Raw genomic sequence first — 23440 nt, forward strand, 5'->3', positions numbered from 1 at the left:
GTCAGGCCAGCCGCTCGATGATCAGGGCCATGCCCTGGCCGCCGCCGACGCACATGGTCACCAGCCCGGTCTGCCGGTCGTGCCAGCGCAGCGAGTTGATCATCGTGGTGGTGAGCCGGGCACCGGTCATGCCGAACGGATGTCCGACCGCGATCGCGCCGCCGTTGACGTTGAGCCGGTCCCAGTCGACTCCCAACTCCTCGGCGCTCGGCACCACCTGCGCGGCGAACGCCTCGTTGATCTCCACCAGGTCGATGTCGTCGATGGACATGCCTGCCCGGGCCAGCGCCCGCCGGGACGCCTCCACCGGCCCCAGACCCATGATCTCCGGCGAGAGTCCACTCAGACCGGTGGCGACGATCCTGGCCAGCGGCCGGATGCCGAGGTCGCGGGCCCGGGTGTCGGACAGAATCACCAGAGCGGCGGCCCCGTCGTTGAGCGGGCAGGCGTTGCCGGCGGTGACCGTGCCGTCCGGACGGAACCGCGGGGCCAGCGCGGCCACCGCGTCCAGGGTGACGCCGGGCCGTGGCCCGTCGTCGGCGGTGACCACCGTACCGTCGGGCACGGTGACCGGGGTGATCTCCCGGGCCCAGAACCCGCTCGCGGCAGCCTGCTCGGCGCGGTTCTGCGAGCGGACCGCGAACTCGTCCTGGCGTCGCCGGCTGACCCCGCGCAGCCGGGCCACGTTCTCTGCGGTCTGTCCCATGGCGATGTAGACGTCGGGCAGCGCGCCGTCGTCGCGCGGGTCCCGCCAGGGCGGGGCGTCGGCGCCGGCCCGCTCCGCGGTACGGGCCCGTGCCCCGGCGAACGCCGGGTTGGTGACGTCCGGCTGCCCTTCGGGGTACCGGGACACGCACTCCACGCCGGCGGAGATGAATGCGTCGCCCTCGCCGGCCCGGATGGCGTGCAGGGCCATCCGGGTGGTCTGCACGGACGAGGCGCAGTACCGGGTGACGGTGGTGCCGGGCAGTTGGTCGTGGCCGAGCAGGGTGGCGACCACCCGGGCGAGGTTGTGTCCCTGCTCGCCGACGGGCTGCCCGCATCCGAGCATCAGGTCGTCGAGTTGGTCGGCGGGCAGTTCGGGGACCTGGTCGAGTGCGGCCCGGACGATGGCGGCGGCCAGGTCGTCCGGGCGCAGGTCCCGCAGCGAACCCTTGGCGGCCCGCCCGATCGGTGAGCGGGCGGCGGCGACGATCACTGCGTCGGGCATGGCAGACTCCTTCGCGTGGCGCTATTTATGCACTGACAGTGCTTCTATCTTGTCTAGAAGTCAATGCGTCTGGCGGCCGCTTGGTGGCTGTACAGATGGGATATCTCATTGTTGACGAGGTGAAGGTCCCTCTCGTACTATCCGCACTATGAGTGAAGCTTGCGGCAGGCTTTCCGGGCGGGTCGCGCTGGTGACCGGGGCCAGCCGCGGGATCGGGCTGGCCATCGCCCGCCGGCTGGTCGCCGAGGGCGCCCGGGTCGGCCTCACCGCCCGGCGGGCCGGCGCCCTGGACGAGGCGGTCGCCGCCCTCGGTGGTCCGGATCACGCCGTGGCGGTCCCCGGCGGAACCGACGATCCGGACCACCGCGCCGCCGCGGTACGCCAGGTCACCGAGACCTTCGGGCCGGTGGACGTCCTGGTCAACAACGCCGGGATCAACCCGGTCCACGGCCCGCTGGCCGGGCTCGACCTGGCGGCCGCCCGCAAACTGCTGGAGGTCAACCTGCTCGGCACCCTCGGCTGGGTGCAGCAGGTCTGCGCCGCCGGGATGACCGACCGGGGCGGCTGCGTCGTCAACGTCTCGTCGATCGCCGGGCTGCGGCCGTCGCCGGGCATCGCGTTCTACGGCGTGACGAAGGCCGCCGTCAACCACCTCACCGCCAGCCTCGCCGTCGAACTCGCCCCGTCGGTGCGGGTGAACGCCGTCGCCCCCGCCGTGGTCCGGACCCGGTTCGCCGCCGCCCTCTACGAAGGGCGGGAGGAGGAGGTCGCCCGGGCGTACCCGCTGCGTCGGCTCGGCGAGCCGACCGACGTCGCCGGTGCCGTCGCCTTCCTCGCCTCGGCCGACGCGGCCTGGATCACCGGCCAGACCCTGGTTGTGGACGGCGGGATCTCGCTGGCCAGCCGGACCACCGGGTGAGCGGACCGGGACTGGCCGTCGCCGGTGCGCGGGTGGTGGTGACCGGTGCCGGGTCCGGCATCGGTGCCGCGTTGGCCGCCCGGTTCGTGGCCGGCGGCGCCCGGGTCGTCGTCAACGACATCGCCTCCGACGCCGTGCGTGCCGTCGCCACCCGACTCGGCGCGGCGGCCTTCCCCGCCGACGTGGCGGAGCCGGCGGCGGTGTCCGCCCTGGTCGGCTATGCCCGACGACGCCTCGGCGGCATCGATCTGTACTGCGGCAACGCCGGTGTCGCCGGCGGCGGCCCGGGGGAGCCGACCGACGAGGTCTGGCACCGCGCCTGGCAGGTCAACGTGATGTCCCACGTGTACGCCGCCCGGGAGTTGCTCCCACACTGGCTCGCCGCCGGCCGGGGCCGACTGCTCGTCACCGCCTCCGCCGCCGGCCTGCTCACCATGCTCGGCAACGCTCCGTACTCGGTGACCAAGCATGCCGCCGTCGGCTACGCGGAGTGGTTGCGGGCCACCTACGCGCACCGCGGTGTGACCGTCCAGTTGCTCTGCCCGCGTGGGGTGCGCACCCCGATGCTGGCGGCCGGCGGGGACCGGGCCGCCGCCCAGCTCGACGACGACGCCGTCACCCCCGAGCAGGTCGCCGACGCTGTCGGAGAGGCCCTGACCGACGACCGGTTCCTGGTCCTGCCACATCCGGAGGTCGCCACGTACCACGCCCGCCGGGCCGCCGATCCGCAGCGCTGGCTGCGGACGATGAACCGTGCGCAGCGGGAGCTGGAGCGACGCGGTGACCTGCCCGGTGCGGTGCCGCGACCGGCGGACGGTGTGGTGCCGCGAGTAGCGGACGGCGCGGCCGATGACTGAGCTGCCGGGCCTGGACCTGACCCGGCTCGCCGCCCACCTCGACCGGGCCGGGCCGGGGTTGTTCGGCGGGGCGCTGACCGGCGAGGTGATCGCGGGCGGTCGGTCCAACCTGACCTACCGGGTCAGCGACGGGCGACGGACGCTGGTCCTCCGTCGTCCGCCGCTGGGACACGTCCTGGCCACCGCGCACGACATGGGGCGGGAGGTCCGGGTGCTGCGGGCACTCGCGACCACGGCGGTGCCGGTCCCCGCGATACTGCACCACTGCCCGGATCCCGGCCCGGTCGGTGCGCCTTTCTACCTCATGGAGTTCGTGCCGGGGCCGGTCCACCGCACCGGAGCGGAGCTGGCCCGGCTCGGGCCGGCGGGGGTCCGCACGCTGGCCCTGGCACTCGTCGACACCCTGGCCGACCTGCACGCGATCGACCCGGCCGGGGTGGGGCTGGCTGACTTCGGTGTCCCGGTCGGCTTCGCCGCCCGGCAGGTGCGCCGCTGGAAGCGGCAACTGGACGCCTCCCGCAGCCGGGACCTGCCGGGCGTCGACGAACTGTACGCCCGGCTGGCCGCGTCCGTACCGACCGCCGGGCCCGGCACCGTGCTGCACGGCGACCTGCGGGCGGACAACGTGGTGGTGGGCGATCTGCGGGCGGACGTCGGTCCGGCCGGCGGACACGGTCCGGTCGGGGGGCACGGTCCGGTCGGGGGGCACGGTCCGGTCGGGGGTACGCCGGGCGGTCGGCGTCCGATCCGGGCGGTGCTGGACTGGGAGATGTCCACCCTCGGGGATCCGCTGACCGACCTCGGGCTGACCCTGGTGCACGCCGGGCGGGTCCGGGTGCCGGGGCAGCCCGGCACCGACGAGCTGGCCGCCCGGTACGCCCGACGCAGCGGCCGGTCCCTGGACGACCTGCCCTGGTACCTCGCCTTCGGTGCGTACAAGCTCGCCGTCATCCTCGAGGGCGTCCACTACCGCTACGTACGCGGCCAGACCGTCGGCGAGGGATTTGACACGGTCGGTGAGCGGGTGCTTCCGCTGGTCGCCCAGGGACTACGCGAGTTGGCGAGGCGCTGATGGACTTCGGCTACGACCAGACGACCGCCCGGCTGCTGGCCGAGCTGCGCGACTTCATGACCGGGTGGGTCCACCCGGCGGAGGAGGAGTTCGAGCGTCAGGTGCGGGAGGCACCCGGGCGGTGGGAGCCGCCGCCGGTGCTGGACCGGCTGCGGGCCGAGGCCCGGCGCCGTGGGCTGTGGAACCTGTTCCTGCCCGGCGAGTACGGGGCCGGCCTGACCAACCTGCAGTACGCCCCGCTGGCCGAGCTCACCGGATGGTCGCCTTCGCTGGCACCGGCCGCGCTCAACTGCGCCGCGCCGGACACCGGCAACATGGAGCTGCTGGCCCGGTTCGGCACCCCGCAGCAGCGCGAACGCTGGCTGGTGCCGCTGCTCGACGGTCGGATCCGGTCGGCCTTCGCGATGACCGAGCCTGCGGTGGCCTCGTCGGACGCGACCAACATCGCCACCCGGATCGAACGCGACGGTGAGACGTACGTGGTCAACGGTCGCAAGTGGTTCGTGACCGGGGCGATGGACCCGCGCTGCGAGCTGTTCATCGTGATGGGGCGTACCGATCCGGCCGCGCCCGTGCGGCGGCAGCAGAGCCAGCTGCTGGTGGAGCGGGACACCCCGGGCGTCACGGTCCGCCGGGGCATGTCCGTCTACGGGTACGAGGACCGGGAGCACGGCGGCCACGCCGAGATCGACTTCGTGGACGTACGGGTGCCGGCGGCGAACCTGATCGACGTGGAGGGCTCCGGTTTCGCCATCTCCCAGGCCCGGCTCGGGCCGGGCCGGATCCACCATTGCATGCGGCTGCTCGGGATGGCCGAGCGGGCGTTGGAGCTGATGTGCCGGCGGGTCGCCGGCCGGCGGGCGTTCGGCGGGCCGTTGGCCGACCAGGGAGTGATCCGGGACTGGATCGCCGAGGCCCGGGTGCGGATCGAGCAGGCCCGGCTGCTGGTCCTCAAGGCCGCCTGGTTGATGGACACGGTCGGCAACCGGCAGGCGCACACCGAGATCCAGGGGATCAAGATCGTGGTGCCGGCGGTGGCCGAATGGGTCGTCGACCGGGCGGTGCAGGCGCACGGCGCGGCCGGGGTCAGCCAGGACATCGTACTGGCCCGGTTCTGGGCCCGGGCCCGGACGCTGCGGCTGGCCGACGGCCCGGACGAGGTGCACCGGCAGTCGTTGGCCCGGCGCGAACTACGGCGCCACGGCGGCGACGCGCGGCGTGTCTAGACTCGGCCGGGGAAGCCCACCGGGCGCCCGGCCGGTTCCGACGGGCGTGACGCAGTGCCGGGTGGTCCGGCGGCGGGTGTCGAAGGAGGCGTGATGGGCAGGGGCGCCGAGGCGCCGGGCCGGGTCGACGGGCGCAGCGCCCGGGCGGAGCGGACCCGGGCGGCGATCGTCGAGGCGCATCTGGCGCTGATCTCCGAGGGCGACCTGCGGCCCACCGGGGAACGGATCGCGGAACGGGCCGGGATCTCGCTGCGGACCCTGTGGACCAACTTCAAGGACATGGAAACCCTCTTCGAAGCCAGTGGCGAGGAGGTGCTGCGGCAGCAGGAGGCGGCGTACCGGCCGATCTCGCCGAACCTGCCGTTGGCCAAGCGGGTGGACGCGTACTGCCGGCAGCGGGCCCGGTTGTTGCAGCTCATCGCGCCGTCGGCCCGGGCAGCGCAGATGCGTGAGCCGCTCTCTCCGCAGCTGCACCGGAACCGGCTCAAGCACATCGACCGGGTCCGGGCGGAGGTCGAGCAGCTCTTCGCGGTGGAGCTTGACCGCGCGGGGGCGGGCCGCGAGCAGCTGGTGCAGGCCGTGACGGTCGCCAGCATGTGGTCGGCGTGGTCGATGCTGCGCGACGGGCTCGGACTCGGGGTGGATCAGGCCCGGGCGGTGATGACCCGGACGGTTGGCGCGTTGCTGTCGACCGGCTCCGCCGATTCACCCTGATGTTTCCCGGCTCTTTCCTGTTGGTTACACATCAGCGACACTGACCTCATGTTCACTGCATCCCCAGTGCAAAAATCTGGGTTGTGGGGGCGGGTCGAGGAATGTCGCGCCCTCGACCGCCTGCTGTCGGCGGCGGCCGAGCACCAGGGGACGGCCGTCCTGTTCCACGGTGAGCCGGGCTCCGGCCGCAGTTCGCTACTACACGAGGCCGTCCGGCGGATCCGCCCCCGCCGCTGGCACCTGTTGATCTCGGCCGGCGTCGCCGACGAGGCCACGCTGCCGTACGCCGGACTGCACCGCCTCCTCGACCCGGTCCGGGACCAGGTGGCCGCCCTGGCCGACCGGCACCGGCTGCTGCTGCGGGCGGTGCTGGCCGGTGACGGCTGTCCGCCGCAACGACGACTCGCCCTGGCGATAGCCGTACGCGAGCTGCTGACCGTGGTGGCGGCCGACGGTGTCCTGCTCTACGCGTTCGACGACCTGGATCTGGGCGACCCGGGCACCGCCGAGGTGCTCACCGCCGTCGCCCGCCGGTTGGCCGGCCGCCCGGTCGCCGGGGTGCTCACCGGGACCTGCGGTGTCGCCGGTGTCCCGGGCCACCGGCTGGGGCCACTCGACGACGACCAGAGCCGGGCCGTCCTCGCCGACCGCCTCCCCATGCCGGTACCGCGGCACGTGCTCACCGCCCTGGTCGCCGCCGGCGGCGGCAACCCACAGGCACTGGTGGACCTGGCCGCCGCCCTTGGCCCCGGCCAGCTGCGCGGGGACGAGCCGGTGCCGGACCTGCTGCCGGCCGACGGTGGCCTCGGTCGCGCCTACCGTGCCCGACTGGCGAACCTGCCGGACCGGACCCGCCGACTGCTGCTCGTCGCAGCCCTCGACGAGCGTCCGGACCAGCAGCTGCTGGCCCGGGTGGCGGCGGCGACCGGCACCGGGGTCGGTGATCTCGCCCCGGCCGAGCACGCCGGACTGGTCCGGGTCGACGGTGAGACGGTGACCTTCCCGCAGCGGTTGGCCCGCGCCATGATTGTGGCAACCGCGCCGTTGGCCGAGCGGCACGCCGGGCACCAGCTGCTCGCCGGGCTGCTCGACCGACCCGAGCACCGGCTGCGCCGGGCCGTCCACCTCGCCGAGGCGACCACCGGGCCGGCCCCTGACCTCGCCGACGAGCTGGAACGCGCGGCGTTCGCCGGTGGCGAGGACCGCACGAGCGCGGCGTACGCGCTGCACCGGGCCGCCCGGCTCGGCCCCGAGTCGGCCCGCGGTGCCCGGTTGGTGGCAGCCGCAAGCTTCGCCTGGGCGGCGGGACAACCCGCGCGCGCCCGTCAGCTCCTGCGTGACCTGCCGGCATCCACCAACCCGTTGGCGCCGGCTGGTCGCGAGGCGCCGGCTGGTCGGGAGGTGTCGGCCGGTCGGGAGGTGTCGGCTGGTCGGGAGGCGTCGGCCAGCCGGGCGGATCTGCTCCGTGCGGAGATCGAACTGCGGTGCGGCGCGCCGACGCGGGCGTTACCGGATCTGCTCGCGGCGGCCCACCGGCTCGCTCCGTACGACCGCGCGTCGGCCGTCGCGGCACTGTCCGGGGCGGGCGAGGCGATCGGCTACCTCGGTGACCAGTACCGCTACGTCGACCTGGCGCGCCGGGCCGAGGCGCTGACCAGAGCGGACGACCCACCCGAGGTCGAGGTGATGGCGGCCCAACTTGTCGCGACGGCGGCGACGCTGAGCGGCGCGCACGACCACGCGGTCCCCGCGTTGCGCCGGGCGGTCGACCTCGGGATCCGGCTCACCGGGCCGCAGCGGACTCCAGCCGCGTTGAACTGCGCCGCAGCCGCCGCGCACCTGCTCGCCGCCGACCGTGAGGCGCACCGGCTGGCCGACGACGCGGTCGAGGCGGCCCGTGGCCGTGGGGAGCACTCGGGTCTGCCCCGGGCGTTGGAGCTGCGGGCCTGCGCCGAATACTGGCTCGGCCGGCACGGCGCGGCGGCCGCGAGCGCCCGCGACGGGCTGCGGACCGCGCGGTCGACCGGCCAGCAGAACTGGGCCGCGATCCACCTGGGTCTGCTGGCCGTGTTGTCGGCGGTACGCGCGGACCGGGCCGGCTGCCTGGACCGGATCCGGGAGCTGGGCGAGCTGACGGAGGGCCCGGATCCGGGCAGCCGGCCGCAGGCTCTGGCCCAGTGGGCACTGGCCGTGCTTGAGCTGACCGCCGGGCACGCCGAACCGGCCCTGGCCCGGCTGCTGGGCCTGGCCAACCCCGGCACCGGCCGAGGACAGGTGCTGGTGCAGGTGATGGCCGCCCCGTACCTGATCGAGGCGGCCGCGCAGCTGCCCGGGCAACGTCGGACGGCCCGGAACGTGTTGGCGGTGTTCGACGCGTGGGCGGCCAGCACCGCCAACCCGGTCCGACGGGCGCTGTCCGCCCGCTGCCACGCACTGCTCGCTCCACGCGGTGGCGAGTCCGCGCAGGACTGGTACCGCACGGCGCTGCGGCTGCACCCGGTGGGTGCCGCGACGTTCGAGCGGGCCCGTACGGAGCTGCTGTTCGGCCGGGAACTGCGCCGATCCCGGCACCCCCGGGCCGCGCGCGAACATCTGCACTGGGCCCACGACACCTTTTTCGGGCTGGGCCTGACCGACTGGGCCGACCAGGCGGCCGCCGAGTTGCGCGCGGCAGGCGAGTTGCGCCTGCCGGGCGAGTTGCGCGCGGCAGGGCTGCTCACCGGGCAGCAGCTGCGGGTCGCCGAACTGGTCGTCGAGGGGGCGACAAATCGGGAGATCGCCCGACGGCTCTTCCTGTCCACCCGGACCGTCGACCACCACCTGCGCAACGTCTACGTCCGGCTCGGCGTCCGGTCCCGTACCGAGCTGGTCCGCGCCCTGACCGTCCCGGCCCGGCCGGCGCCGGCATGATCATGGCTGGCGCCGCGCGGTCAGGGCAGACCCTGCGCGGTCAGGGCAGACCCTGCGCGGCCATGGCAGGCCCTGCTGCGGTCAGGGCAGGACCACGGTGCGGGCGCCCTCGCCCCGGGCCATCCGGGCGAACGCCGCCGCGGCACCGTCCAGGTCGGTGCGATCGGTGATCAGGACGGCCGGGTCAAGGTCGCCGGCGAGGAGATCCCGGGCCAACGCGGGTAGATCGCGGTCCGGGTCGGAGGAGCCGTAGACCGAGGAGCGCAGGGTACGGGCCGAATGAAAGATCTCCAGGGCGGAGAGCCCGACGGTGTCGTCGGCCGACCCCATCCCGACCACGGTGACCTGGCCACCGCGCCGGGTGGCGCGCCAGGCGGCCCGGATGGTGCCGGCCCGCCCGACGCATTCGATGGCGTGGTCGACGCCGCGTCCGTCGGTGCGGGCCCGGATCGCCCGGGTCAGCGAGGCGTCGGCGACCAGGAAGTCGGTGGCTCCGGCCGCGACGGCCAGGTCCGCCTTGGCGGCGGCGAGGTCGACGGCGAGCACCGGTGCCGCGCCGGCCGCCCGGGCCGCAGCGACGACCGACAGGCCGACCCCGCCGAGGCCGATCACCGCGACCGACTCGCCGTCCCGGACCCCGGCGGTACGCCGTACCGCGCCGGTTCCGGTCAGCACGGCGCAGCCGAGCAGCGCGGCCACCTCGTACGGCAGCCCGGCCGGCACCCCGACGACGGCCTGCTCACCGACGACCACCTCCTCGGCGAGCGCCCCGAGGCCGAGGGTGACGTGCAGCTGCTCGCCGGCTGCGGTGCGTCCCCGGGGTGCCGAGGCGGCACCGGCGCGGTCACACAGCCATGGTTCGTCGCGCTGGCAGTACCAGCACCGCCGGCACGGTGGCGCCCAGTTGAGCACCACCGGGTCGCCGGGCGCGACCCGGTTGACCCCCGCCGCGACCTCGAGCACCTCGCCGGCCGCCTCGTGCCCCAGGACGAGCGGGTACTCCGGCGTGATGGTGCCGTTCATCATGGACAGGTCGGAGTGGCAGACACCGGCGGCCCGGATACCGACCCGGACCTGACCGGGGCCGACCGGCGGTAGCGTGATCCGCTCGACCCGGGGCGGCTGCCCGGGAGCCCGGGCCACCACCGCCCGTACCGGGGATCCCGACGTCGCCACGTCGCCGGCCGGACCGGCGCTCATCGCTGGATCGCCTTGGTCTGCAGGAACTCGTCCAGCCCGTAGGTGCCGAATTCGCGGCCGAGACCGGACTGCTTGTAGCCGCCGAACGGGGCGAGCGGGTTGAACGCGCCTCCGTTGATGTCGACCATGCCGGTGCGGATCCGTCGGGCGACGCGTACCGCCCGTTCCTCGTCGGCCGACCAGACCGCGCCGGCCAGCCCGTACCGGGAGTTGTTGGCGACCGCGACGGCGTGTTCGTCGTCGTCGACCGGCAGGATCGCCAGCACCGGCCCGAAGACCTCCTCCTGGGCCAGGTGGGCGTCCGGGTCGACGTCGGCGATCACGGTGGGGGCGACGAACCAGCCGCGCTCCGGCAGCGGGGCGTCCGGCCCGCCGGCGACCAGCCGGCCGCCGTCGGCGAGGCCGCGTTCGACGTGGCGGCGGACCCGGTCCCGCTGGGTCGCCGAGATCAGTGGACCCAGCCGCGTCCGGGGGTCGAACGGGTCGCCGGTCCGGTAGCCGTCCGCGACCCGGGCGGCTTCGTCGACCGCCTCCGCGTACCGGTCCCGGTGCACCAGCATCCGGGACCAGGCGGTGCAGGTCTGTCCCGAGTTGAGCAGGGCGTTGCCGACTCCGACCCGGACGGCGGTCGGCAGGTCGGCGTCGGGCAGGATCACGTTGGCCGACTTGCCGCCCAGTTCCAGGGTGACCCGGGCGATCCGGTCGGCGGCCAGGTGGCAGATGTGCCGGCCGACGGCGGTCGAGCCGGTGAAGGAGACCACGTCCACGTCGGGATGTGCGGCGAGTGCCGCGCCGGCCTCCGGACCGGTGCCGGTGACCAGGTTGACCACCCCGGGCGGGAAGCCGGCCTCGTCGATCGCCTCGAAGAGCAGGTACGCCACCAACGGTGTCAGTTCGCTCGGCTTGAGCACCACCGGACATCCGGCGGCGAGCGCCGGGGCGAGTTTGGCCATCATCTGGTGCAGCGGGTAGTTCCACGGCGTGATCGCCCCGACCACCCCGGCTGGTTCCCGCAGCACCAGCGAGTTGCCGACCGTCTCGGGCCGGGGCGGCTGGGCGGCCAGCTCGACGTAGCCCGCGAGCACGGTCAGCGGCAGGCCGACCTGGACGCGGGCGGCGATCCGCAGCGGGGTGCCGACTTCCCGGACGACCGTGTGCGTGATCTCCTCGGTGCGGGCGGTGAGCGCGGTGTGCAGCCGGCGCAGGCAGGCGGCCCGCGTCTGCGGTGCGGTGTCGGCCCAGCCGTCGAAGGCGGCGCGGGCGGCGGCGACGGCCCGGTCCACGTCGGCTGCCGTGCCGCCCGGCACGGTGGCGATCAGTTCCTCACTGTTGGGGTCGTGCACCGGTAGGCGTTCCCGGGTCGCGGCGGTGACCCAGCTTCCGGCGAGGTACAGGTCGGTCCGTTCGTCCACCATCGTGACCTCCGGAGCAAAAACTAGCGCTGCAAGTTTTTGACTCTAGTACGTCTCGTCGATCGGCGACAGGGGCGGCAGCGGGCCGACCGTGCGCTCGTAGGTCCGGGCGAGCCCGTCGATCAGTGCCTCCAGCCCCAGGGCGAAGGCGCCCTCGTCGACCTGCCTCTGGTGTTCGGGGAGCCGGTGGGCCTGGCCGAGATGCGGGTACTGCTCGGCGTAGAACGCCGGGTCCTCGCCGAAGCCGCGCGCGAACGAGCCGAGTGCCGAACCGGTCACGAAGTAGCGCATCAGGGCACCGATGTGGGTGGCCCGGGCCGGCGGCCAGCCGGCCGCTACCAGTCCGCCGTAGACCGCGTCGGCCATCGCCAGCGAGGCCGGTCGACGGCCGGGTCCCTGAGCCAGGTGCGGCACGATGTTCGGATGGGCGGCGAGCGCCGCCCGGTACGAGTACCCCCACCGGCGCAGCGCTTCCCGCCAGTCCAGCGTGCCGAAGAACGAGACATCCACCCGGGTCGTGACGTTGTCCACCACCGCGTCGACGATCTCGTCCTTGGTGGCGAAGTGGTTGTAGAGCGACGGGCCGCGTACCCCCAGCGCGGCGGCGAGGCGGCGGGTGGAGAACGCGGCCAGCCCGTCCGCGTCGATCAGCGCCGCTGCCGTCTCGATGATCCGTTCCCGACTCAGCAGCGCCTGCCGTGGCCGTGGCATGGGTGATCTCCTCGGGCGACGGGTTCCTGATCGGTTACGAACTCTGCCACAGCAGGTCTGGACGGAATAAAACTTGCAGCGCTAGTTTAATGCCCATGGACCTTCGCCTCTCCGCCGAACAGGCCGCGCTCCGCGAACTCGCCGCGCGGTTCGCCGACCGCGAGGTGGCGCCGTACGCCGCCGACTGGGACCGCCGGGAGGCGGTCGACCCGGCGATCGTCGGCAAGCTCGGCGAGGTCGGCTTCCTCGGCCTCACCATCGACGAGCCCTACGGCGGATCCGGCGGCGACCACCTGTCGTACTGCCTGGTCCTGGAGGAACTGGGCCGGGCGGACGCCGCCGTTCGTGGCATCGTCTCGGTCACCCTCGGCCTGGTCGCCAAGACCATCGCCAGCCACGGCACCGACGAGCAGCGGACCCGGTGGCTGCCCCGGCTGTGCGCCGGAACGGCCCTGGGCTGTTTCGCGCTGACCGAACCGGACGTCGGCTCGGACGCCGCGTCGCTGACCACCCGGGCCGTGCGCGACGGCGACGACTGGCTGCTGACCGGCAGCAAGATGTTCATCAGCAACGGCACCACCGCCGACGTCGCCCTGGTGTTCGCCCGCAGCGGCGGGGCCGGCCCGCGGGGCATCACCGCCTACCTGGTCCCCACCGACGCCCCCGGCCTGCAGCGCCGCGAGATCCACGGCAAGCTCGGCCTGCGTGGACAGGCCACCGCCGAGCTCGCCCTCGACGGGGTCCGGGTGTCCGACGCAGACCGGCTCGGCCCGGTCGGCGGCGGCTTCCGGATCGCCCTCGCCGCCCTCACCAAGGGCCGGATGTCGGTCGCCGCCGGCTGCGTCGGCCTCGCCCGGGCCTGCCTGGACACGGCGGTACGTCACGCGGGCCAGCGGACCCAGTTCGGTCGGCCGATCGCCGGACACCAGCTGGTCCAACGGTTGCTCGCCGGGATCGCGGTCCGGACCGATGCCGCCCGGCTGCTGGTCTGGCGGGTCGCCGACCTGATCGACCGGGGTGAGCCGTTCGCCACCGAGGCGTCCATGGCCAAACTGTTCGCCAGCGAGGCGGCGGTCGACGCGGCCAACGACGCGATCCAGGTGCTCGGCGGGTACGGCTACATCGACGAGTACCCGGTCGGCAGGTACCTGCGCGACGCCCGGGTCACCACCCTCTACGAGGGCACCAGCCAGATCCAGGAACTGCTCATCGGCCGCGCCCTCACCGGCGTGAACGCCTTCTCGCACCCACCGTCCACCAGTTGAACCAGGGAGCACCATGTCCAGATTCACCGACCGCACCGCCGTGGTGACCGGAGCCGCCCAGGGCATCGGCGCGGCGACCGCGCACCGGCTCGCCGGCGAAGGAGCCGCCGTGGCCGTGGTGGACCTCGCCGCCGATGGCGCCAGGACCGTCGCCGACGAGATCACCTCAGCCGGTGGCCGGGCCGTCGCGATCGGCTGCGACGTCACCGACGCCGACGCGGTGGAGGCGATGACCACGCAGGTCGTGGAGACCTTCGGCGGCCTGCACGTGCTGGTCAACAACGCCGGTATCACCCGCGACAACCTGCTGTTCAAGATGCCGGTCGAGGAGTGGGACGCGGTGCTCGCCACCAACCTGACCAGCATGTTCCTCTGCTGCCAGGCGGCCCAGCGGCAGATGGTCACCGCCCGGTACGGCCGGATCGTCAACCTGAGCAGCCGATCCGCGCTGGGCAACCGGGGCCAGGCCAACTACGCGGCGGCCAAGGCCGGGGTACAGGGACTCACCGCCACCCTGGCGCTGGAACTCGGCCCGTTCGACATCGCGGTCAACGCGGTCGCGCCGGGGTACGTGGCGACCCCGATGACCGCGGCCACCGCGGTCCGCACCGGCAGCGACCCGGCTGCCCACCAGCAGCGGGCCGCCGAGCAGATCCCGTTGCGCCGGGTCGCCCAGCCGGCCGAGATCGCCTCGGTCATCGCCTTTCTGGCCAGCGACGACGCCTCGTACGTCACCGGGCAGACCCTCTACGTCAACGGCGGCGCCCGCTAGACCCGGCGCAGCGAAGGAGCGGACATGGACTTCGGACTATCCACTGAGGAACGGGCGATCCGGGACACGGCGCGGGACTTCATCACCCGGGAGGTGGTGCCGCTGGAGTCGGAGCTGCTGCGCCGCGAGCGGGCGCACCAGCCCGGGCTGACCCGCGACGAGCTGCGCGAGCTGCAGCGCCGGGCCCGCACGTTCGGCTTCTGGGGCCTGGCCACCCCCGAGGAGTACGGCGGGATGGACCTGCCGGCCGTCATGCAGTCGCTGATCTGGACCGAGATCGGCCGGACGGTGGTGCCGTTCCGGTTCGGCGGCGAGGCGGACAACATCCTGTTCCGGGCCGACCCCGACCAGCGGCGCGAGTACCTGCTCCCGACCATCGAGGGGGAGCGCGCCAGCTGTTTCGCGATCACCGAGCCGGGCGCCGGTTCCGACGCGGCGAACATCAGGTTCCGCGCCCGCCGCGACGGCGACGACTGGGTGCTCAACGGGGAGAAGACCTTCATCACCGGGGGCAACGAGGCGGACTTCGCCATCGTCGTCGCGGTGACCGATCCCGAACGCGACGTGCGCGCCGGCGGGGCCACCGCGTTCCTGGTGGACCGGTCGATGGGGTGGCGCTCGGAGTTCATCCCCACGATGGGCGAGGGCGGCCCGGCGGCGCTGATCTTCGACGACGTACGGGTCCCGGGCCGCAACGTGCTCGGCGCGGTCGGCGAGGGGTTCCGGCTGGGCATGGAATGGATCGGCAAGGGGCGCTACACCATCCCCTCACACGCCGTCGGCATCGCCGAACGGGCCCTGCGGATGGCGATCGACCACGCCACCACCCGGCACACCTTCGGCCGACCGATCGGGGACAACCAGGCGATCAGCTGGATGATCGCCGACTCGGAGACCGAGTTGGAGGCCGCCCGCTGGCTCATCCTGCGGGCCGCCTGGACCGTCGACGCGGGTCTCGACCCACGCCACGCCTCCTCCATGGCGAAGCTCTACGGCGCCGGGATGGTCAACCGCGTGGTGGACCGGGTGCTGCAGATCCACGGCGGCATGGGCTACACCCGTGAGCTGCCGATCGAGCGGTGGTACCGGCTGGTCCGGCTCTACCGCATCTTCGAGGGCACCGACGAGATGCAACGGCTGATCATCGCCCGCGACCTGCTGCGCGGCTACACCATGTTGGGAGGGCATCTGGCATGAGGACCTTCGCCACCATTGAGGACCTGGCCGCGGCCGTGGGTGAATCGCTGGGCCCGGGGGACTGGTTCCCGGTCGACCAGACCCGGGTCGACGGGTTCGCCGACGCCACCGACGACCATCAGTGGATTCATCTCGACCCACAACGGGCGGCCGACGGGCCGTACGGCGGCACGATCGCCCACGGCTTCCTCACCCTGTCGCTGATCCCGGTCCTGATGCGCCGGCTCTACCAGGTGAAGGGAGTGCGGATGGCCGTCAACTACGGGCTCAACAAGGTCCGGTTCCCGGCTCCGGTCCGCACCGGATCCGCCGTACGGGCCGAGGCCGTCATCGCCGCGGTCGACCCGGTGGACGGCGGCGTTCAGGTGGTCATGGCGGTGACCGTGACCGCCGACACCGCAGGCAAACCGGTCTGCGTCGCCGAGACGGTGAGTCGGCTGTTGACCGGAGCGTCCCGGTGACCGCCCTGTCGCTGGCCGCCGTGCTGGCCGAGAGCGCGCGGCGGCACCCGGACACCGTCGCGGTGGTGGACGGGGCGTCCCGGATCACCTACGCCGAGCTGTGGCTGGAGGCCCGCTGCCACGCCGCCGCCCTGGCCGAGCTGGGCGTGCGACCCGGCGACCGGATCGCGCTGTTCGCCCCCAACGTGGCCGACTTCCCCCGCGTCTACTACGCGGCGTTGGCGGCCGGCGCGGTGGTCGTGCCGGTGCACCTGCTGCTCACCCCGGACGAGGCCGGGTACGTGCTGCGCGACAGCGGCGTCACGTTGGTGGTCTGCCACACCGCGCTGCTGGCGCTCGGTGCCGCCGCGGCCACGCTCGCCGGGGTGGAGGGGGTGACGGTCGGACCGGCGGCGCCCGGGTCGGACCTGCGGCGGCTGGAGGACGTCGGTGACGGCCTGGCACCACTGCCCTCGTACCGGACCCGGTCCGCGGCGGACCCGGCGGTGGTCCTCTACACCAGTGGGACCACCGGCACCGCCAAGGGCGCCCTGCTCACCCATCTCAACCTGGTCATGAACGCGACTGTCAACGCCTTCGACGCCAACGAGGCCCGGGCCTGCGACGTGGTCCTCGGCTGCCTGCCGCTGTTCCACAGCTTCGGCCAGACCGTCGCGATGAACGGCACCTTCCGGGTCGGCGCGACCCTGGTGCTGCTGAGCCGGTTCAGTGGCCCGGCCGCGCTCGACCTGATGGTCCGGGAACGGGTGGACGTCTTCCACGGCGTGCCGACGATGTACATCGCGTTGCTGGAGGCCGCCCGGAACCGGGAGGTGCTGCCGAGCCTGCGGTTGTGCATCAGCGGCGGGGCGGCACTGCCGACCACGGTCCTGGACCGCTTCAACACGGCGTTCCGGACGACCATCTACGAGGGGTACGGGCTCTCCGAGACCTCCCCGACCGCCACCACCAACCAGCCGTGGTCCGGCACCCGGGCGGGCAGCGTCGGGCACCCGGTCTGGGGGGTCGAGGTGGAGATCGCCCGCGCGGAGCTGGCGGACCGGATCGAACTGCTGGGCGTCGGCGAGCTCGGTGAGATCGTGATCCGGGGACACAACGTCTTCGCGGGTTACCTCGGCCGTCCCGAAGCCACCGAGGAGGCGATCGTGGACGGCTGGTTCCGCAGCGGCGACCTCGGTCGCAAGGACGCCGACGGGTTCGTCTTCATCGTCGACCGGAAGAAGGAGATCGTGATCCGGGGTGGCTTCAACGTCTATCCCCGGGAGGTCGAGGAGGTCCTGGCCCGACATCCGGCGGTCGGCCAGGTCGCGGTCGTCGGCGTACCCGACGCCCGGCACGGCGAGGAGATCTGCGCGGTGGTCGTGCCGGACAGCACCGCCGGCCCGGTGCCGGCCGAGGCCGAGCTGGTCGACTGGGCGCGTGGCCACCTCGGCCGGCACAAGTATCCCCGGATCGTGCGGTACGTCGACTCGCTGCCGCTCGGACCCAGCCTCAAGGTGCGCAAACGCGAGCTGCGGGAGTCGATGCGCCAGGAGATGGCGGTCGACCGGGCGGACCAGGGCTGACCGGTACGGCGGTCCCGGTCGCCGACCGGGACCGCCGTACCGGTGGCCGGGTCACGGCAGCAACGCCCGGATCAGCGCGATGGCGACGAAGACGACGATGAAGGAGAGGTCGATGGCGGCGCCGCCGACGCGCAGCGGCGGCAGCACCCGTCGGACCGGGGCCAGCACCGGCTCGGTCACCGTGTGCAAAGCGGCGGTGGCGCGGGAGCGGAGCGAGTCACGCGGGCTCGGCCCGGCCAGCACCGTGCTCCAGTCGAGGATCGCGCGGGCGATGAGCAGCAACTGGAAGACCAGCAGTAGCAGACTCAGAAGTGCGAGCAGGGGACCCATCGGGGCAGACCTCCAGGACGACCGGTGAGCGTTCCACTATGCCTGGCGACCGTGTGTGGTCGCTGAGAATCGCCGGGGCGGACGAGGCGATCAACCGCGCTTGGCTACCGGGCCACCCGGCACCGCCGGAAAATGTCGTACCGGGGCGGTAGCTTGCCTGGCGATGCCCGCACCAGACAGTCTCTCGCTCGCCCAGGCCCGCCGGATCGCCCTGGCCGCTCAGGGCTTCGCCGATCCCGCGCCGACCGGGGTGCCGACCCGTCGGCACCTGCGCCGGGTGCTGGACCGGGTCGGTCTGATCCAGATCGACTCGGTCAACGTCCTGCAGCGCGCCCACTACCTGCCGCTGTACAGCCGGCTCGGTCCGTACCCGACCGACCTGCTGGACCGGGCCGCCGGGCACGCCCCCCGGGAGCTGTTCGAGTACTGGGGCCATGAGGCGTCGCTGATCCCGGTCGACCTGCAGCCGGCGCTGCGCTGGCGGATGGCCCGCGCCCGCGACGACGCCTGGGGCGGCATCCGACGCATCGCCGTCGAGCAGCCGGAGCTGGTCGAGCGGGTGCTCGCCGAGGTCCGCGAGCGCGGCCCGGTCACCGCCGCGCAGCTCGAGCAGGAAACGGCCCGGCCGAGCGGCAACTGGGGGTGGAACTGGTCGGCGGTCAAGACCGCCCTGGAGTACCTGTTCTGGGCCGGCGAGATCAGCTCCGCCGGGCGGACCAGCACCTTCGCCCGCCGCTACGACGTGCCGGAGCGGGTGCTGCCACCCCGGGTCGTCGCCGCGCCGACACCGACCGAGGCGCAGGCGCACCGGCAACTGATCGAGATCGCCGCCCGTTGCCTCGGCGTGGCCGCCGAGCCGGAGCTGCGTGACTACTTCCGGCTGTCGGCGGCGGCGGTCCGGCCGGTCGTCGCCGACCTGGTCGCCGACGGCATCCTGCGCCCGGTCCGGGTGCAGGGCTGGTCGCAGACCGCCTACCTGCACCACCAGGCCCGGCTGCCGCGCTGGATCCGCGCCGCCACGCTGCTCAGCCCGTTCGACCCGGTGGTGTGGGAGCGGGCCCGCACCGAGCGGCTGTTCGGGCTGCGGTACCGGATCGAGATCTACGTACCGGCCGCGCAGCGGGTGCACGGCTACTACGTACTGCCGTTTCTCGAAGGCGACCGGCTGACCGCGCTGGTCGACCTCAAGGCGGACCGGGCCGCCGGGGTGCTGCGGGTGCCGGCCGCCTGGCCGGTGCCGGACACCACGACCGATCCGGAGCGGACCGCGACCGCCCTGGCCGGCGAGCTGACCCGGCTGGCCGGCTGGCTCGGCCTGTCCGAGGTCGCGGTGCCGGCCGCCGGCGATCTGGCCGGCCCGCTGACCCGGGCGTTGCCCGCCGCCGGTACGCGCGGCGTGGTCGTTGGCTGACCGGGCGGGTACGCGGCGTGGTCGTTGACTGAGCCGGCGGGACTGGCCGGTGTACGGTGGGACGATCGGCATCGAGGGAGGCATGACGGATGGCGGGTCCAGACGGCGTGGCGGTGCAACGGCCCGTCGGTGACGGTCCGGCACCGCCCGGCGACGCCGGTCCCTACCCGGACGATCACTCCCACCATCACCAGCAGTACGCGTACCAGCCGCAGGCCCAACCGGACCGGTTCACCCGCCTGGTCAACCGGCTCTGGGCCCGATCGCCGCGCTGGCTGGCCCCGCTGGCGGTGCTCGGCTGTATCGGCGCGGCCGCCGGTTACACGGTGATCACCGATCCGACGACCAGCAGCGCGGAGGCGGCGCCCAGTTGCCTGCTGAAGCTGACCACCGGGCTGGACTGCCCAGGTTGCGGCGGGACGCGGGCGGTCTGGTACCTGCTCAACGGTGATCTCGGCGCTGCCGCCCGGCACCACCTGCTGGTGGTCTTCGCCGTTCCGTTCCTGCTCTACGTCTACCTGGCCTGGGTCGGCCAGCAACTGTTCCGCTGGCGGCTGCCGCAGCTGTCGCTCAGCCCGACGGCGGTCGGCTGGTCGCTGGGCGTCTGGCTGGCGTTCTCGGTGCTGCGCAACCTGCCGTGGGAGCCGTTCAGCTGGTTCTACGTCTGACCACCGCGGCCTGCCCAGCGGGCCGGCCCGAGCGGGAGGGCTGTGTTTGCCCGTGGTGCCGGCCGGCAACTAGAGTCCGAGAAATGCCGGAAATCGTGTCGCCGCAGGTCACGCTGATCGCCTGGACCCAGTTCCAGCCGCCCGCCGACGTCGACTGGTCGACCGACGCCGACGGTGGCCAGGCCTTGGCCGAGTTCGCTGGCCGGGCCTGCTACCAGTCGTGGCGCAAGCCCAACCCGGCGACCGCCACCAACGCCGGCTACCTGCGGCACATCCTGGACAGCGGGCACCTGTCGGTGCTGGAGCACGGCAGTGTCACGTTCTACCTGACCGGGATCTCCCGGTCGCTGACCCACGAGCTGATCCGGCACCGGCACTTCTCCTACTCTCAGCTGTCCCAGCGGTACGTGCCGGAGCGCGACGCGGCCATGGTCGAGCCGGCGGTGATCGCCGAGGATCCCGAGCTGCACCAGCAGTTCGTCGCCGCCGCCGAGGCGAGCGTGCGGGCCTACACCGAGCTGCTGGAGGGCCTGGAGAAGCGGTTCGTCGACGAACCCAACCCGACGCTGCGCCGTAAGCAGGCCCGCCAGGCGGCCCGGGCGGTGCTGCCGAACGCCACCGAGACCCGGATCGTGGTCACCGGCAACTACCGTGCGTGGCGGCACTTCATCGGGATGCGGGCCACCGAGCACGCCGACGTGGAGATCCGCGACCTGGCGGTGGAGTGCCTGCGGCAGTTGCAGCGGGTGGCGCCGAGCGTCTTCGCCGACTTCGAGATCAGCCGGCTGGCCGACGGCAGCGAGGTCGCCGCGAGCCCGTACACCCGGCAGGGGGAGTAGGCCGCCGGCCCGCACCACCAGCGCTGAGAACGCGGTGCGGCCGTCCGATAGGTTGTCCGTATGACGCAGCACCACCTAGCCGGTCCCGGGGCGGGGACACCGACCCCGTTCGGGCGACTCCTGACCGCCATGGTCACCCCGATGAACGACGACGGCTCGCTCGACCTCGACGGCGCCGCCCGGCTGGCCAGCTACCTGGTCGACGAGCAGGCCAACGACGCCCTGGTGGTCAGCGGCACCACCGGCGAGTCGCCGACCACCACCGACGCCGAGAAGGAGCAACTGCTCCGGGTCGTCATCGACGCGGTCGGGGACCGGGCCCGGGTGGTCGCCGGTGTCGGCACCAACGACACCCGGCACACGGTCGAGCTGGCGGTCGCCGCCGAAAAGGTCGGCGCGCACGGGCTGCTGGTGGTCGCGCCCTACTACAACAAGCCGCCGCAGGCCGGGGTCGTCCGGCACTTCACCGAGGTCGCCGACGCGACCGGGCTGCCGATGATGGCGTACGACATCCCGCACCGCACCGGCATCGCGATGAGCAGCGAGACCCTGGCCCGGCTGGGCGAGCACGAGCGGATCGTCGCGGTCAAGGACGCCAAGGGCGACCTGGCCGCCACCTCCTGGGTGACCGGCCGCACCGACCTGGCGTTCTACTGCGGCGACGACGCGCTCACCCTGCCGACGCTGGCGATCGGCGGGGTCGGGCTGGTCGGCACCTCGACCCACCTGACCGGCGCGTTGACCAAGCAGATGATCGAGGCGTACGTCGCCGGCGAGCACGCCGCCGCGCTGGCCCTGCACCGCCGGTTGCTGCCGCTGTTCACCGGCATCTTCCGCAGTCCCGGCACGATCCTGGTCAAGGCGGCGCTCGGGGTGCTCGACCTGCCCGCCGGTCCGGTGCGCTCGCCACTGGTCGAGGCCACCGACGCCGAGCTGGACCAGCTGCGGGCCGACTGCGCCGACGCCGGACTGGAGCTGCCGTGAGCCAGGCACACGTGGAGCTGGACCTGCCGCCGCAGCTGCCGCCGGGTGGGCTGCGGGTCATCCCGCTGGGCGGGCTCGGCGCGATCGGCCGCAACATGACGGTCTTCGAGTTCGACGGCAAACTGCTGGTGGTGGACTGCGGGGTGCTCTTCCCGGACGTGGAGCAGCCCGGGGTCGACCTGATCCTGCCGGACTTCGCCCCGATCCTGGACCGGCTCGCCGACGTGCAGGCGATCGTGCTGACCCACGGTCACGAGGACCACATCGGCGCGGTGCCGTACCTGCTCGCCCACAAGCCGGACATCCCGTTGGTGGGCTCCCAGTTCACCCTGGCGTTGGTCGAGGCGAAGCTGGCCGAGCGGCGGATCGAGCCCTACACGTTGACCGTACGCGAGGGTCAGCGGGAGCGGATCGGGCCGTTCGAGTGCGAATTCCTCGCGGTGAACCACTCGATCCCGGACGCGCTCGCGGTGGCGATCCGCACCCCGGCCGGGCTGGTGCTGCACACCGGTGACTTCAAGATGGACCAGCTGCCGCTGGACGGGCGGATCACCGACCTGGCCGGCTTCGCCCGGCTCGGTGCCGAAGGCGTCGACCTGCTGCTGTCCGACTCGACCAACGCCGAGACCCCCGGTTTCGTCACCCCGGAACGCGACATCGGGCCGGTGCTCGACTCGATTTTCGGCAAGGCCACCGGCCGGATCATCGTGGCGAGCTTCGCCTCCCATGTGCACCGGGTGCAGCAGGTGATCGACTCGGCGTACGAGTACGACCGCAAGGTCGCGCTGATCGGCCGGTCGATGGTGCGGAACATGGGCATCGCCCGGGACCTCGGTCTGCTGCGGATCCCGCCTGGCCTGGTGGTCGGGCTGGACGAGGCGACGGCGCTGCCGCCGGACCGGATCGTGCTGATGTCCACCGGCTCGCAGGGCGAGCCGATGAGCGCGTTGGGCCGGATGGCGACCGGTGACCACCGGCACATCACCGTCGCGCCCGGCGACACCGTGGTGCTGGCCAGTTCGCTGGTGCCGGGCAACGAGACCTCGGTCTACCGGGTGATCAACCAGCTGGCCCGGGCCGGGGCGACCGTGATCCACAAGGAGACCGCCAAGGTGCACGTCTCCGGTCACGCGCCGGCGGGGGAGCTGCTCTACCTGCTCAACGTGGTGCGGCCGAGCAACCTGCTGCCGGTGCACGGCGAGTGGCGGCACCTGCGGGCGCACGCCCGGCTCGGTATCGAGTCCGGTCTCGACCCGCAGCGGGTGGTGCTCTGCGAGGACGGCGACGTCGTCGACCTGGTGGACGGGCACGCCACCCTGGTCGGGCACGTCAAGAGCCGGTACGTCTACGTCGACGGTCTCGCGGTCGGCGACGTCGGCGAGTCGCTGCTGACCGAGCGGCGGATCCTCGGCGACGGCGGGTTCATCGCGGCGACCGTGGTGGTCGACTCGGTGACCGGCAAGGTGGTCGGTGGTCCGACTGTCTCGGCAAAGGGTTTCTCCGAGGACCCGGAGGCGTTCAACGCGGTCGTCCCGTTGATCACCGAGGCGTTGGGCCGGGCGGCTGCCGACGGCATCACCGATCCGCACCAGCTGCAGCAGGTGGTCCGGCGGATCGTCGGCCGCTGGGTCAACGACGCGTACCGCCGCCGGCCGATGATCGTACCGACCGTGGTGGAGGTTTGAAGACGTCCTGAGGCCCGCCGGGGCTGACCGGG

21 protein-coding genes are annotated in these 23440 nt (G+C 73.3%); 16 read left to right on the forward strand and 5 right to left on the reverse strand.

Annotated features, from left to right (window positions below):
• Position 1: 1 nt before the first annotated feature.
• Positions 2-1210 carry an acetyl-CoA C-acetyltransferase gene (locus ACN27J_RS31930; protein WP_421371868.1) on the reverse strand — a complete coding sequence of 403 codons (1209 nt, stop codon included), beginning with the start codon at positions 1208-1210 and terminating at the stop codon, positions 2-4.
• A gap of 148 nt (positions 1211-1358) precedes the next feature.
• Between ACN27J_RS31930 and ACN27J_RS31935 the strand changes: the two genes are divergently transcribed.
• From ACN27J_RS31935 to ACN27J_RS31960, 6 genes are all read left to right on the forward strand, one after another.
• Positions 1359-2129, forward strand: a complete 771-nt coding sequence (locus tag ACN27J_RS31935) for an SDR family oxidoreductase (RefSeq protein WP_421371869.1) — start codon at positions 1359-1361, stop codon at positions 2127-2129.
• A gap of 11 nt (positions 2130-2140) precedes the next feature.
• Positions 2141-2986, forward strand: a complete 846-nt coding sequence (locus ACN27J_RS31940; RefSeq protein WP_421372648.1) for an SDR family NAD(P)-dependent oxidoreductase — start codon at positions 2141-2143, stop codon at positions 2984-2986.
• A complete protein-coding gene (locus ACN27J_RS31945; protein WP_421371870.1) occupies positions 2979-4058 on the forward strand; it encodes a phosphotransferase family protein in 1080 nt (359 codons plus the stop codon). Before ACN27J_RS31940 ends, ACN27J_RS31945 begins: the two co-directional genes overlap by 8 nt.
• A complete protein-coding gene (locus ACN27J_RS31950) occupies positions 4058-5284 on the forward strand; it encodes an acyl-CoA dehydrogenase family protein (protein WP_421371871.1) in 1227 nt (408 codons plus the stop codon). The genes ACN27J_RS31945 and ACN27J_RS31950 overlap by 1 nt, the downstream gene beginning before the upstream one ends.
• A 93-nt stretch (positions 5285-5377) precedes the next feature.
• The gene (locus ACN27J_RS31955; protein ID WP_278167988.1) at positions 5378-5998 is read left to right on the forward strand and encodes a TetR/AcrR family transcriptional regulator; all 621 of its coding nucleotides are present in this window, start codon (positions 5378-5380) and stop codon (positions 5996-5998) included.
• A 48-nt stretch (positions 5999-6046) separates the two neighbouring features.
• On the forward strand, positions 6047-8908 hold the full coding sequence (locus ACN27J_RS31960) for a LuxR C-terminal-related transcriptional regulator (RefSeq protein ID WP_421371872.1): 2862 nt from the start codon (positions 6047-6049) through the stop codon (positions 8906-8908).
• Between the two features lie 81 nt (positions 8909-8989).
• On the opposite strand, the gene ACN27J_RS31965 is transcribed toward ACN27J_RS31960, so the two are convergent.
• From ACN27J_RS31965 to ACN27J_RS31975, 3 genes are read right to left on the reverse strand one after another with little or no spacing between them, the layout of a single operon-like run.
• Complete coding sequence (locus tag ACN27J_RS31965) at positions 8990-10108, reverse strand: alcohol dehydrogenase catalytic domain-containing protein (RefSeq protein WP_421371873.1); 1119 nt, start codon at positions 10106-10108, stop codon at positions 8990-8992.
• Positions 10105-11523 carry an aldehyde dehydrogenase family protein gene (locus ACN27J_RS31970; protein ID WP_421371874.1) on the reverse strand — a complete coding sequence of 473 codons (1419 nt, stop codon included), beginning with the start codon at positions 11521-11523 and terminating at the stop codon, positions 10105-10107. Before ACN27J_RS31970 ends, ACN27J_RS31965 begins: the two co-directional genes overlap by 4 nt.
• A gap of 42 nt (positions 11524-11565) precedes the next feature.
• Entirely contained in the window at positions 11566-12231 is a 666-nt protein-coding gene (locus ACN27J_RS31975; RefSeq protein ID WP_421371875.1) for a TetR/AcrR family transcriptional regulator, read from the reverse strand.
• A gap of 95 nt (positions 12232-12326) precedes the next feature.
• Between ACN27J_RS31975 and ACN27J_RS31980 the strand changes: the two genes are divergently transcribed.
• The 5 genes from ACN27J_RS31980 to ACN27J_RS32000 are packed head-to-tail and all read left to right on the forward strand — an operon-like array spanning position 12327 to position 17491.
• Positions 12327-13496, forward strand: coding sequence for an acyl-CoA dehydrogenase family protein (locus ACN27J_RS31980; RefSeq protein ID WP_421371876.1), 1170 nt, complete (start codon positions 12327-12329; stop codon positions 13494-13496).
• Positions 13497-13509: 13 nt separating this feature from the next.
• Complete coding sequence (gene fabG, locus ACN27J_RS31985; RefSeq protein ID WP_421371878.1) at positions 13510-14268, forward strand: 3-oxoacyl-ACP reductase FabG; 759 nt, start codon at positions 13510-13512, stop codon at positions 14266-14268.
• A 24-nt stretch (positions 14269-14292) separates the two neighbouring features.
• Positions 14293-15465 (forward strand): acyl-CoA dehydrogenase family protein, encoded by a 1173-nt coding sequence (locus ACN27J_RS31990; protein ID WP_421371879.1) that lies wholly within the window; start codon positions 14293-14295, stop codon positions 15463-15465.
• Entirely contained in the window at positions 15462-15926 is a 465-nt protein-coding gene (locus tag ACN27J_RS31995) for a MaoC family dehydratase (protein WP_421371880.1), read from the forward strand. The genes ACN27J_RS31990 and ACN27J_RS31995 overlap by 4 nt, the downstream gene beginning before the upstream one ends.
• Positions 15923-17491, forward strand: coding sequence for an AMP-binding protein (locus tag ACN27J_RS32000; protein ID WP_421371881.1), 1569 nt, complete (start codon positions 15923-15925; stop codon positions 17489-17491). Before ACN27J_RS31995 ends, ACN27J_RS32000 begins: the two co-directional genes overlap by 4 nt.
• A gap of 51 nt (positions 17492-17542) precedes the next feature.
• On the opposite strand, the gene ACN27J_RS32005 is transcribed toward ACN27J_RS32000, so the two are convergent.
• Positions 17543-17821 carry a YggT family protein gene (locus ACN27J_RS32005; protein ID WP_278167998.1) on the reverse strand — a complete coding sequence of 93 codons (279 nt, stop codon included), beginning with the start codon at positions 17819-17821 and terminating at the stop codon, positions 17543-17545.
• A gap of 163 nt (positions 17822-17984) precedes the next feature.
• On the opposite strand from ACN27J_RS32005, the gene ACN27J_RS32010 reads away from it, so the two are divergent.
• From ACN27J_RS32010 to ACN27J_RS32030, 5 genes are all read left to right on the forward strand, one after another.
• A complete protein-coding gene (locus ACN27J_RS32010; protein ID WP_421371882.1) occupies positions 17985-19232 on the forward strand; it encodes a winged helix-turn-helix domain-containing protein in 1248 nt (415 codons plus the stop codon).
• 89 nt (positions 19233-19321) lie between these two features.
• Positions 19322-19900: a DUF2752 domain-containing protein gene (locus ACN27J_RS32015; protein ID WP_421371883.1), complete on the forward strand. Its 579-nt coding sequence runs from the start codon at positions 19322-19324 to the stop codon at positions 19898-19900.
• Between the two features lie 83 nt (positions 19901-19983).
• Positions 19984-20739, forward strand: coding sequence for an FAD-dependent thymidylate synthase (gene thyX / locus ACN27J_RS32020; RefSeq protein ID WP_421371884.1), 756 nt, complete (start codon positions 19984-19986; stop codon positions 20737-20739).
• 60 nt (positions 20740-20799) lie between these two features.
• The gene (gene dapA, locus ACN27J_RS32025) at positions 20800-21723 is read left to right on the forward strand and encodes a 4-hydroxy-tetrahydrodipicolinate synthase (protein WP_421371885.1); all 924 of its coding nucleotides are present in this window, start codon (positions 20800-20802) and stop codon (positions 21721-21723) included.
• Positions 21720-23408, forward strand: a complete 1689-nt coding sequence (locus ACN27J_RS32030) for a ribonuclease J (RefSeq protein WP_421371886.1) — start codon at positions 21720-21722, stop codon at positions 23406-23408. Before dapA ends, ACN27J_RS32030 begins: the two co-directional genes overlap by 4 nt.
• Positions 23409-23440 lie beyond the last annotated feature (32 nt).

Source organism: Solwaraspora sp. WMMB762 (assembly GCF_049179115.1).
GTDB lineage: Bacteria > Actinomycetota > Actinomycetes > Mycobacteriales > Micromonosporaceae > Micromonospora_E.